Origin of the sequence: Streptomyces clavifer (assembly GCF_036345975.1) — a bacterium.
Classification (GTDB): Bacteria; Actinomycetota; Actinomycetes; order Streptomycetales; family Streptomycetaceae; genus Streptomyces; species Streptomyces clavifer.
Map to the genome: position 1 here is coordinate 7,661,491 of NZ_CP107793.1, position 13,907 is coordinate 7,675,397.

Below are 13,907 nucleotides of genomic sequence, written 5' to 3' on the forward strand. Positions count from 1 at the left end.
CTCAGGCCGCTTCGATATCAGTCAGAAAGGGCAGCCGAGCGCCATGACGACTAATCGCAATTCTGTGGAGAGCCACACGCCGCGAGACGGCGAGGGGGACGTCGCCGTCATAGGCATGTCCTGCCGGCTCCCCATGGCCCTGGGCCCGGCCGACTTCTGGCAGATGCTGCGCAACGGCACCGACGCGATCACCGCCGCGCCGCCCGGACGCTGGAACACCGCGGAACCACAGGCCGGCGCAGGGATCCGCCGCGGCGGATTCATCGACGGCATCGGCGACTTCGACGCCGGCTTCTTCGCGATCTCCCCCCGCGAGGCCGCCGCCATGGACCCGCAGCAGCGACTCGTCCTCGAACTGGCCTGGGAAGCCCTGGAGGACGCCGGAACCGTCCCCGCCCGGCTGCGCGACTCCCGCACGGCCGTCTTCGTCGGCACCCTGCGCGACGACTACACCAGCCTCGCCGGCCAGTACGGCGAACAGGCCATCACCCAGCACTCGATGACGGGCCTCAACCGCGGCATCATCGCCAACCGCGTCTCCTACCACCTGGGTCTGCGCGGACCGAGCCTCACCGTCGACGCCGCCCAGTCCTCCTCCCTGGTAGCCGTGCACCTGGCCTGCGAGTCGCTGCGCTCGGGGGAGTCCAGCACCGCGATAGCCGCGGGCATCAACCTCAACATCCTCGGCGAGAGCGCCGTGACCGAGGAGCGCTTCGGCGGCCTCTCACCGGACGGCACCGCCTACACCTTCGACGCCCGCGCCAACGGCTTCGTACGGGGCGAGGGCGGCGGAGCCGTCATCCTGAAGCCCCTGGCCCGGGCGGAAGCCGACGGCGACCGGATCTACGGCGTCATCCGGGGCAGCGCGGTCAACAACGACGGCGCCACACCCGGACTGACCGTGCCCAGCCGCGAGGCCCAGCGCCAGGTCCTGCGGGAGGCCTACGAAAAGGCCGGAATAAGTCCCTCCGAAGTCCAGTACGTCGAGCTGCACGGCACCGGCACCCCCGTCGGCGACCCCATCGAGGCCGCCGCGCTCGGAGACGTCTTCAGCTCCCACCGCGCGCCGGGCGACCCTCTGGTCGTCGGCTCGGCCAAGACCAACGTGGGACACCTGGAAGGGGCCGCCGGCATGGTCGGCCTGCTCAAGGCCCTCCTGAGCCTGACACACCGCGAGATCCCCGCCAGCCTCAACTTCGAGACCCCGAACCCGGCCATCGACCTCGACGGACTCGGCCTCCGCGTACCGCGCGAGCTCGGACCCTGGCCGCACCCCGACCACCCGCTGGTCGCGGGAGTGTCCTCCTTCGGCATGGGCGGCACCAACTGCCACATCGTCCTCACGGAGGCCCCCGCCCCCGACCGGGCACCCACCGCCGATGCCCCGGCCGCGGCTGCCGGAACCGGTGACGCCGCAGCCGGTGACGCCGGAACCGGCGAGGCCCCGGCCGTCCTGCCCTGGGTCCTCTCCGGCCGGGACACCGAAGCGCTCCGCGCCCAGGCCCGGAAGCTGCGCACCTTCGCCCCCACGAGCGAGGCGGAGCCCGCCGACGTCGGCTGGTCCCTGCTGACCACCCGCACCGCCTTCGACACACGCGCCGTCGTCCTGGCGGAAAGCGAGGAGACCTTCCTCGCGGGCCTCGACTCCCTCATCGAGGGCGAACCCGGCGCCGGTGTGGTGACGGGGGCGGTTGAGGACGGTCGGTTGGGTTTTCTGTTTACGGGTCAGGGTGCGCAGCGGGTGGGGATGGGGGTGGGTTTGTGTGGGGTGTTTCCGGTGTTTGCGGGGGTGTTTGATGAGGTGTGTGGGTTGTTTGATGAGGTTTTGGGTGGTTCGTTGCGTGGGGTGATTGTGTCGGGTGTGGGTCTGGATGAGACGGGGTGGGCTCAGCCGGCGTTGTTCGCGGTGGAGGTTGCTTTGTTTCGTTTGGTGGAGTCGTGGGGTGTGTGTCCTGATTTTGTGGTGGGGCATTCGGTGGGTGAGGTGGTGGCGGCTCATGTGGCGGGGGTGTTGTCGCTCGAGGATGCGGTGGGGTTGGTGGTGGCGCGGGCGGGGTTGATGCAGGCGTTGCCGGTGGGTGGGGCGATGGTCGCGGTCCGGGCGGGGGAGGAGGAGGTTCTGGCTGTGCTGGGGGGTCGGGCCGGGGTTGCTGTTGCTGCGGTGAATGGTGCGGGGTCGGTGGTGGTCTCGGGTGTGGAGGCCGGTGTGTTGGAGGTGGTGGCGGAGCTTGAGGGGAGGGGTTTCGGGTCGAGGCGGTTGCGGGTGAGTCATGCGTTTCATTCGCCGTTGATGGATCCGATGTTGGAGGAGTTCGGGGCTGCGTTGGCGGGGGTTTCGTTCGGGGTGCCGCGGGTGGGTGTGGTGTCGACGCTGACGGGCCGGGTCGCGGTGGGTGAGGACCTGCGGTCGGCGGGGTACTGGGTGGATCAGGTGCGTGGGACGGTGCGTTTCGCTGACGCGGTCGACACGATGGCCGCTCAGGGAGTGACGTCGTTTCTGGAGATCGGGCCCGACGCGGTGCTGTCGGTGCTGGCGCAGGGTGCGGTTCCGGCGTTGCGCCGGGACCGTGACGAGGTGGTGTCGCTGCTGTCGGCGGTGGGGTCCCTGTTCACGCGGGGTGTGCCGGTGGACTGGCGGGCCCTGTATGCGGGGACCGGTGCCCGTCGGGTACCGCTGCCCACCTACGCCTTCCAACGCCAACGCTACTGGCTCGAACCCGGCCCCACCGACAGGACAACGGCCCCCGCCCTCCCGGCGAGCACACCCACCGAGCCCCCCGCCCCCCACGGCGAACTCGGCCGCCGGCTCGCCACCATGTCCCAGGCCGACCGCACCCACTCCGTCACCGGCCTGACCGCCGCCCACATCGCCGCCGTCCTCGGACACGACAAGGACAACCGCCCCGACGCCCGGCACTCCTTCAAGGACCTCGGCTTCGACTCCCTGATGTCCGTCGAACTCAGAGACCGGCTCGCGACCGCCACAGGCCTGCGCCTGCCCGGCGGCCTCCTCTTCGACCACCCGACCCCCGCCGCACTCACCGCGTACATCGAGGCCGAACTGACCGGCTCCGCCACCACCGACGAACAGCACCCCGCCACCCCGCTCCACGACGACGAACCCATCGCCATCATCGCCATGGCCTGCCGCTACCCCGGCGGCATCTCCTCGCCCGAGGACCTGTGGCGGCTCGTGGCCGACGGCAAAGACGCCATCTCCGGCTTCCCCGCCGACCGCGGCTGGGAACCCGACCTGTACGACCAGGACCCCGAGCGCTCCGGCAAGAGCTCTGTGCACGAAGGCGGCTTCCTGCACGACGCCGCCCTCTTCGACGCCGCGTTCTTCGGGATCTCGCCCCGCGAGGCCCTCGCCATGGACCCCCAGCAGCGCCTCCTCCTGGAGACCTCCTGGGAGGTCGTCGAGCGCGCCGGCATCGACCCGGACACCCTGCGCGGCAGCCGCACCGGCGTCTTCGTCGGAGCCACCGCCCTCGACTACGGCCCCCGCCTGCACGAAGCCCCCACCAGCGTCGAGGGCCACCTGCTCACCGGCTCCACCAGCAGCGTCATGTCCGGACGCATCGCCTACCAACTGGGACTCGTCGGCCCCGCCCTCACCATCGACACCGCCTGCTCCTCCTCCCTCGTCGCCCTCCACACCGCCGTGAGGTCGCTGCGCCAGGGCGAGACGACCCTCGCGATCGCGGGCGGCGCGACGATCATGTCCGCCCCCGGCATGTTCACGGAGTTCTCACGGCAGCGCGGCCTCGCCGCCGACGGCCGCAGCAAATCCTTCTCCGCCGACGCCGACGGCACCTCGTGGGCCGAGGGCGTCGGCCTCCTCCTCGTGGAGAAACTCTCCGACGCCCGCCGCAACGGCCACCAGGTCCTCGCCGTGATCCGGGGCTCCGCCGTCAACCAGGACGGTGCCTCCAACGGCCTGACCGCCCCCAACGGCCCCTCCCAGGAACGCGTCATCCGCCAGGCCCTCGCCGACGCCCGCCTGACCACCGCCGACGTGGACGCCGTCGAGGCACACGGCACCGGCACCCGCCTCGGCGACCCCATCGAGGCACAGGCGATCCTCGCCACCTACGGCAGCGACCGCAGCGGCCGAACACCGGTGTACCTGGGCTCCCTCAAGTCGAACATCGGGCACGCCCAGGCCGCCGCCGGGGTCGGCGGTGTCATCAAGATGGTCCAGGCGATCCGCCACGGCGTCCTCCCGCGCACCCTGCACGTCACCGCACCCACCCCGCACGTCGACTGGACCACCGGCGGACTGGAACTGCTCACCGAGGCCCGCGCATGGCCCGCCACCGACCGTGCCCGCCGGGCCGCCGTCTCCGCCTTCGGCATCAGCGGCACCAACGCCCACGTCATCGTCGAGCAGCCGGAGAACGACACCCCCGACCGCCCCGACGACACCCCCGCCCACCCCCGGGACGACACCACCACCGGCTCCCGAACGCCCGCCCTGTGGGCCCTCTCCGCCCCCGACCGCGCGGCCCTGTCAGCCCAGGCCGAAGCACTCCGCACCCACCTGGACAACCGCCCGGAGCTCGGCGCCCAGGACATCGCCGACATCGGGTTCTCCCTCGCCACCTCCCGCGCCACCTGGCCCGAGCGGGCCGTCGTCACCGGCACCGCGACCGCGGAACTCCTCGACGGCCTCGACGCACTGCGCCGGACCACCGACGCCCCGAACCTGGTCACCGGATCCGCCGCCCGCGCGGGCCGCACCGCGTTCCTGTTCACCGGCCAGGGCTCCCAGTACCCCGGAATGGGCCGAGAACTGTACGAGTCGCGCTCCGAGTTCGCCACCGCCCTCGACGAGGTGTGCGCCGCACTGGACCCGCACCTCGACCTCGGCCGCCCCCTGCGCGACGTGATGTTCACCGACACCGACACCGACACCGACACCGACACCGGCACCGGCACCGATGCCGATGCCGGTGGGTCCGGCGCCGCCCTGCTCCACGAGACCCGCGCCACCCAGCCGGCACTGTTCGCCCTCGAGGTCGCCCTCCACCGCACCCTCCAGGCCCACGGGCTGGTCCCCGATGCCGTCGCCGGGCACTCCATCGGCGAGCTCGCCGCCGCACACGTCGCCGGGGTCCTCTCCCTCGACGACGCCGCCACCCTGGTCGCCGCCCGCGGCCGGCTCATGCAGGCGGCGGTCCCCGGCGGCGCGATGCTCGCGATCCAGGCCGCGGAGAGCGAGGTCGCCGAAACCCTCACCCCCTACGCCGGCCGGCTCACCCTCGCCGCCGTCAACGGCCCGGACGCCGTCGTCATCTCCGGCGACGCCGACGCCGCGGACACACTCGCCGCACTCTGGCGCGAACGCGGCCGCAGAACACGCCGCCTGACAGTCAGCCACGCCTTCCACTCACCGCACATGGACACCATCCTCGACGAGTTCCGAACCGTCGCCGAGGGCCTGACCTACCACGCACCGCTCCTCCAGATCGTCTCCACCCTCACCGGCCGGCCGGCCACCGGCGACGACCTCGTCACCCCCGACTACTGGGTGCGCCAGATACGCGAAGCCGTACGCTTCCTCGACGCCACCCACACGCTCGAGGACGAGGGCGTCACCGTCTTCGTCGAGGTCGGCCCCGACGCCGTCCTCACCGCGATGGCAGACGGCGCGTTCCTGGCCGGCACCTCCCAGGCCGTCGCCCTCCAGCGGGCCGGCCGCCCCCAGGACACCGCCCTCACCACCGGCCTCGCCCGCGCCCACACCCTCGGCGCCCCCCTCGACCTGGCATCGCTCTTCCCCGGCGCCTCGCGCGTCGAACTGCCCACCTACGCGTTCCGGCGCAGCCACTACTGGCTCCGGCCCCGGACCCGCACCGACGCCCGAGGCCTCGGACTCGACCCGGCCGGCCACCCCCTCCTGGCCACCACCGTCGACCTCGCCGAGGGCGAGGGCCTCGTCCTCACCAGCAGCCTGTCGCTGACCGACCACCCCTGGCTCGCCGACCACCGCATCCACGGCACCGTCCTCGTACCCGCCACCGCGTTCATCGAGCTCGCCTCGGCAGCGGGCCGGACCGCCGGCACCGAACACCTCCTCGAGCTCACCCTCGAAGCCCCGCTCGCCCTACCCGAACAGCGGCCCGTCCGCGTCCAGGTCGCCGTCAGCGCCCCCGACACCACAGGCACCCGCTCCTTCACCGTGCACTCCCGGCCCGAGACCGACGACGAGCAGACCACCTGGACCCGCCACGTCTCCGGCGCCCTCGCCGACACCCCCGCCACCACCGACCCCGCCTTCGACGAACTGCTCGAATGGCCGCCCCGGGACGCGGAAGCCGTCCCCCCGGACGACACCTACGGGCAGCTCACCGACCTCGGCTACGAGTACGGCACCACCTTCCAAGGGCTGCGCGCCCTGTGGCGCGGCAGGAACGGCACCACCTACGCCGACATCGCCCTGCCCGCCGACCAGCACGAGGCCGCCGCCGGCTACGGCATCCACCCCGCACTCCTGGACGCCGCCCTCCACCCGGTCGTCCTCGACACCGCCGACACCACCGAACCGGACACCATCCGGCTGCCGTTCGCCTGGAGCGGGGTCACCACCCATGCCGTCGGCGCCACCACCCTGCGCGTTCGCATCCGGCACACCGGCCCCGACACGGTCGCCCTGCACCTGGCCGACGCCACCGGCGCTCCCGTCGCCACCATCGACTCGCTGATGCTGCGCCCCGTCGCCAAGGACCGGCTCGCCCCCGCGGACACCACGGACGGCCTCTTCACCCTCGCCTGGCCCTCACTCGCCCCGCCGGGCGGCCCCGCACCGCGCATCGCCGAACTCCCCGCCGGCACCGACGCCTTCCCCGACCCGCAAGGACCCGACGCCGACGTCCTCCTCGTCCGCACCGGCGCCGGCGCTCCCCCCGCCCCGGCCGCAGCCCACGAGAACGCAGCCCGCGCCCTCGCCCTGACCCAGCGGTGGCTCGCCGACGAACGATTCGCCCACACCCGCCTCGCGTTCGTCACCACCCGCGCAGTCGCCACCGCCCCCGGCGAAAACGTCGACGGCCTGTCCACCGCCCCCCTCTGGGGCCTGCTCCGCACCGTCCAGAGCGAACACCCCGACCGCATCACCCTCCTGGACGTCGACGGCACCCCCGAGGCCGAGGAACTGCTGCCCGCCGCCCTGGCCACCGGCGAACCCCAACTCGCCCTGCGCGGATCACAACTCCACGTCCCACGCCTCACCCGCGACCGGACCCCCGCACCCGTCCCCACGCCCGGCCCCGACCCGCAGGGCACCGTCCTCATCACCGGCGGCACAGGCGGCCTCGGCGCACTCCTCGCCCGCCACCTCGTGACCGGGCACGGAATACGCCACCTCCTGCTCACCAGCCGACGCGGACCCGCCACCCCCGGAGCCGACCGGCTCACCGCCGAACTCACCGAACTCGGCGCCCGGGTGACCACCCTCGCCGCCGACGCCGCCGACCCGGACGCCGTCGCCGCCCTCCTGACATCCGTCGACCCCGCACACCCGCTCACCGCGATCGTGCACACCGCCGGTGTCCTGGACGACGCCACCGTCGAATCCCTCACCCCACAACAGCTGGAGAAGGTCCTGCGGCCCAAGGTCGACGCCGCCTGGCACCTGCACGAGCAGACCCGCGACCTGGACCTGGCCGCCTTCGTCCTGTTCTCCTCCGTCTCCGGCATCATCGGCACCGCGGGCCAGGCCAACTACGCCGCCGCCAACACCTACCTCGACGCACTCGCGGCCCACCGCCGGGCCCAGGGCCTGGCCGCCACCTCGCTGGCCTGGGGCCTGTGGGACTCCAGCCACGGCATGGGCGCCCAGCTCGGCCAGGCCGACCTGGCCCGCTGGAGCCGGGCCGGCATCGACCCGCTCGACCCGGACACCGGCCTCGCCCTGTTCGACACCGCCCTCACCGGCGGCGACACCCTGGTCGTACCCGCCCTCCTGGACCTCGCCCGGCTCCGTATCACCGCGGCCGGTGACCCGCCCGCCCTGCTGCGCGGGCTGATCCGCCCCCGCGCCACCACACGGGCCGCCCGGGGAACGCCGGCCGCGGGAACGCACGACGGCACCGAATGGGTCCGCCACCTCGCCACCCTCCCCGAGGAGGAGAGCCGTTCCGCCGCCGCGGACCTCGTACGCACCATCGTCGCCGACGTCCTCGGCCACGGGAGCCCGCAGAGCATCGACCCGGAACGCGCCTTCAACGACATCGGGTTCGACTCCCTGGCCGCGGTGGAACTACGCAACCGGCTCAACACCGCCACCGGACTGCGGATGCCCGCCACCGCCGTCTTCGACCACCCCTCGCCCGCCGCCCTCGCCGCCCACCTGCACCAGCAGGCCGCCGGCCGCAAGCCCGCCACCAGCACCGCACCCGCCCGCCGGTCCACCGCACCCGCCGACGAGCCCATCGCCATCATCGGCATGGCCTGCCGCTTCCCCGGCGGCGTCACCTCACCCCAGGACCTGTGGCGGCTCGTCGCCGAAGGCACCGACGCCGTCAGCGAATTCCCCGACAACCGGGGCTGGGACCTGGAATCCCTCTACCACCCGGACCCGGAGAAGACCGGCACCTCCTACACCCGCCACGGCGGATTCCTCCACGACGCCGACCGGTTCGACCCGGCGTTCTTCGGAATGTCACCGCGCGAAGCCATCGCCACCGACCCCCAGCAGCGCATCCTCCTCGAAACCGCCTGGGAGACCTTCGAGAGCGCCGGCATCGACCCCGCACTCCTGCGAGGCACCAGCACCGGCGTCTTCACCGGCGCCATGTACGACGACTACGCCTCCCGGCTCGCCAAGAGCCCGGAGGAGTTCGAGGGCTTCCTGCTCGCCGGCAACCTCTCCAGCGTCCTCTCCGGCCGCCTCGCCTACACATACGGCCTCGAAGGCCCCGCCCTCACCATCGACACCGCCTGCTCCTCCTCCCTCGTCGCCCTGCACCTCGCGGCCGGCGCCCTGCGCCAGGGGGAGTGCGACCTCGCCCTCGCCGGCGGCGTCACCGTGATGTCCGGCCCCAGCACCTTCGTCGAGTTCTCCCGGCAGCGCGGCCTCTCCGAGGACGGCCGCTGCCGCTCCTTCTCCGCCGACGCCTCCGGCACCGGCTGGGCCGAAGGAGCGGGCCTCCTCCTCGTGGAGAAACTCTCCGACGCCCGCCGCAACGGCCACCGGGTCCTGGCCGTCATGCGCGGCTCCGCCGTCAACCAGGACGGCGCTTCCAACGGCCTGACCGCCCCCAACGGCCCCGCCCAGGAACGCGTCATCCGCCAGGCCCTGGCCGCCGCGGGCCTCACCCCCGCCGACATCGACGCGGTCGAGGCCCACGGCACCGGCACCAGCCTCGGCGACCCCATCGAGGCACAGGCCCTGCTCGCCACCTACGGACAGGACCGCCCCCAGGACCGCCCCCTCCACCTCGGCTCCCTCAAATCGAACATCGGGCACGCCCAGGCCGCGGCCGGCGTCGGCGGCGTCATCAAGATGATCCAGGCCATGCGCCACGGCATCCTCCCCAGGACACTGCACGCCGAAAACCCCTCCCCCCACATCGACTGGGACGCGGGCGCGGTGCGACTACTCACCGAGGCGACACCCTGGCCCGCCACCGGCCGCCCCGCCCGAGCCGCCGTATCGTCCTTCGGGATCAGCGGCACCAACGCCCACGTCGTCCTGGAACTCGCCGCCGACACCCCGACACCGCCCACACCCACCCGCACCCCGGCCGACAGCACCGTCATCCCCTGGATCCTGACCGCGAAGGACGAGAACGCCCTGCGCCGCCAGGCAGACCGGCTCCACCACCACCTCACCCACCACCCCGAGCTCGAAGCGGCCGACGTCGGCCTCACCCTGGCCACCACCCGCGCCACCCTGGAACACCGCGCCGCCGTCCTCGGCACCGACCGCACGACACTCCTGGACGCACTGGCCCGCCTCACCGCCGGCGAACCGACACCCTCCGTCATACGCGCCGCCACCACCCACCGCGGCAAAACAGCCTTCCTGCTCACCGGACAAGGCAGCCAGCGGCTCGGCATGGGACGCGAACTGTACGAGACGTCCCCCGTCTTCCGCAGCGCCCTCGACGACGTGTGCAGGCACCTGGACACCGAACTGTTCCGGCCCGTCAAAGACGTCCTCTTCGCCCCCGAAGGCTCAGCGGACTCGGCCCTCATCGACCAGACCGCCTTCACCCAAGCCGCCCTCTTCGCCACCGAGGTCGCCCTCTTCCGACTGGCCGAACACCACGGCATCACCCCGGACTACCTCCTCGGCCACTCCATCGGAGAGGTCACCGCCGCCCACCTGGCCGGCGTCCTGGACCTCGCCGACGCGTGCACCCTCGTCGCCGAACGCGGCCGGCTCATGCAGGCGGCACGCGAGGGCGGCGCAATGGCAGCCCTCCAGGCCTCCGAGGAAGAAGTACGGTCCGTACTCGCCGACTACGAAAACGTCGCCATCGCCGGAATCAACGGCCCCCGCTCCACCGTCATCTCAGGCGACCAGGACCTCGTCGAAGAAATCAGCGCCCTGTGGCGCATGCAGGGCCGCAAGACCAAGCGGCTGCCCGTCAGCCACGCCTTCCACTCACCGCACATGGACGAAGTGCTCGACGAATTCCGCGCCGTCGCCGAGTGCCTCACCTACCACCCACCCCGCATCCCCGTCCTCTCCAACGTCACCGGAGTCCTCGCCACCACCGAACAGCTCACCTCACCCGACTACTGGGCCTCCCACATCCGCGAGCCGGTCCGCTTCCACGACGGCGTCCGCCACCTCGAAGAACTCGGCGTGACCGACTACCTGGAACTCGGCCCCGACGGCGTCCTGACCGCCATGGCCCAGGAATGCCTCACCCACGAAGCCGCCCTCCTCACCCCCCTCCTGCGCTCGGGCAGACCCGAGAGCGACACCGTCGCAGCCGCCCTCACCACCGCCGTCCTGCGCGGCACACGCCCCCACTGGCCCTCGTACTTCCCCGACGCCCACCGCGTCGACCTGCCCACCTACTCCTTCGAGCACACCCGCTACTGGCTGGAGGGCGCAGCCACCCCCGCCGACGCCGAAGGATTCGGCCTCCACGGCGTCCGCCACCCCCTGCTCAGCGCGGCCGTACGGGTCGCGGACCGGGACGCCTACCTCCTCACCGGCCGCGTCTCCCGCCGCACACACCCCTGGCTGGAAGGCCACACGGTGGCCGGCACCGTCCTGCTGCCCGCCACCGCACTGCTCGACCTCGCCTTCCGCGCCGCCGAACACACCGACTGCGACACGGTCGACGAACTGACCCTCGCCGCACCGCTGATCCTGCCCGAACAAGGCGCCGTCCAACTGCAGCTCGTCGTCGGCGAACCCGACGAGACCACAGGCCGCCCCCTCGCCGTCTACGCCCGGCCCGACCAGGACGACACACAACACCCCTGGACCCTGCACGCCCAAGGACGCCTCTCCACCACCACCGCCACCCCCGAAGGACTCCCCACCTGGCCCCCGGCCGACGCCACAGAAGTGGACCTCGACGGCGTCTACGACCGGCTCGCCACCGCCGGATACGGCTACGACAACGCCTTCCAGGGCCTGGACCGCCTCTGGAAGACACAGGACGAACTCTTCGCCGAAGTCACCCTCGGCGAGGAACACCGCACCGACGCCCCGCACTTCGGCCTCCACCCCGCCCTCCTGGACGCCGCCCTGCACCCACTGCTCCCCGGCGTCACCGAACCAGAAGGCCCCTCCTGGCTGCCCTTCTCCTGGTCCGGAGTGAGCCTGCACGCCACCGGAGCGACCGACCTGCGGGTACGGCTCTCCCTCAACCGGTCCGGCGACGAATCCCTCCACGCCGCCCTCACCGCCACCGACGGCGCCGGCACCCCCGTCGCCACCGCCAGATCCCTCCTGCTGCGCCCCCTGTCCCAGGAAACACTCCGCGCCGCCGGCACCGCCGCACGCGACGGCCTGTTCGGCCTCGGCTGGAAGCCCCTGCCCACCACCGGCACGGCCCCGGCCCGCACCGGCTGGGCCCTGGTCCCCGACGGCACCGGCCCACGAAACGCCCGGGCCCTCGACAACGCACTCGAAGCGGGCGCCGCACCACCGGCCGTACTCCTCCTGCAGACATCCGGCCCCGCCCCCGACGTCACCGGCGACCACGACACCCTGCCCCAGCGGGCCCGCACCGCCGTACGACAGGTCCTCGACACCGTGCAGGACTGGCTCGCCGACGACCGGCTTGCCGGGACCCGGCTCGTCGTCACCACCCGGGGAGCCGTCGCCGCCGGACCCGAGGACGTCACCGACCTGGCCCACGCCGGAGTCTGGGGCCTGCTCCGCTCCGCACAGACCGAAAACCCCGGCCGGATCGTCCTCGTCGACCTCGACCCCGCCCCCACCGACACAGACCGCACCGCCGCGGAGGACCGGCTCCTGGACCTCGCCGTATCCAGCGGGGAAACCCAGATCGCCGTCCGCGGCGACACCCTCACCGTCCCCCGGCTCACCCGCACCGCCCCGCCGGCCCAAGGCCCGGCACCCCGATGGGACCGGGGCACCGTCCTCGTCACCGGCGCGACCGGCACCCTGGGCACCGTCCTCGCCCGGCACCTCGTCACCGAACACGGAGCCCGCCGGCTGCTGCTGCTCAGCCGCCGCGGCCCCGACGCCCCCGGCGCCGCCGAACTCCGCACCGAACTGGAAGCACTCGGCGCCCACGCGATGACCGTCGCCTGCGACGTGACCGACCGCGACTCCCTGGCCGGCGTCCTCGCCACCCTCTCCGACGAGCACCCGCTGACCGCCGTCGTCCACACCGCCGGCGTCCTCGACGACGGCGTCGCCGCCCGGCTCACCCCCGACCAACTCGACAACGTCCTGCGCCCCAAGATCGACGCCGCCTGGCACCTGCACGAACTCACCCGGGACCTGGACCTCACAGCCTTCGTCCTCTACTCCTCCGTGGCCGGCCTCATCGGCACCGCGGGCCAGGCCAACTACGCGGCCGGCAACACCTTCCTGGACGCCCTAGCCGCCCACCGCCGCGCCCACGGCCTGCCCGCACTGTCCCTCGCCTGGGGCCTGTGGGCCCAGGCGAGCACCATCTCCGGCAGTCTCGACGACACCGACCTGCGCCGCCTGGCCCGCGCCGGCCTGCGTCCCCTCGCCACCCAGGAGGCGATGGCCCTCTTCGACGCGGCCCCCGCCACCGGCGAGGCCGTCCTCGCCGTCACCCGCCTCGACACGGCGGTCCTGCACGGCGCAGGCGACGAACTGCCCCCCGTCCTGCGCGCCCTCGCCGGGCCGGCCAAGCGCCGCGCCACCACCGCCGCGAGCACCGGGACGCCTCAGGAGGCCCCCCTCGCCCAACGCCTCGCCTCCCTCGGCCCCGCCGAACGCGAACGCACCCTCACCGATCTCGTACGCACCCAGGTCGCGGGTGTCCTGGGACACGGGGACCCCGGCCGCATCGAGGCCGACCGGGCCTTCCAGGAACTCGGCTTCGACTCGCTCACCGCCGTCGAACTCCGCAACCAGCTCGGCCGGGCCACCGGACTGCGCCTGCCGACCACCCTCGTCTTCGACCACCCCTCCCCGCAGGCGCTCGCCACCCACCTCCTGGCCGAACTGGCCGTGGAGGACGCCTCACCGGCGGAACCGGTCCTCGCCCCCCTCGCCGGTCTGGAGACGGCCATCGCCGCCGCACCGGACCAGGAGACGCGCAACCTGATCGCCGCACGGCTCAAGGAACTCCTCAAGGCGGCCGAGGCCGCCGGCAGCCCCGGAGGACCACAGGACACCGACGACGAGCAGAACCTCGAAACGGCGAGCGACGAGGAACTCTTCGCACTGCTGGACGAACTCGAATGACCCGCCAGGCACGCGCCGC

1 protein-coding gene is annotated in these 13,907 nt (G+C 72.9%); it reads left to right on the plus strand.

What is annotated here, in order from left to right; all coding sequences use genetic code 11:
- Positions 1-43: 43 nt before the first annotated feature.
- Entirely contained in the window at positions 44-13,888 is a 13,845-nt protein-coding gene (locus tag OG927_RS33220; RefSeq protein ID WP_330319468.1) for a type I polyketide synthase, read from the plus strand.
- Positions 13,889-13,907 lie beyond the last annotated feature (19 nt).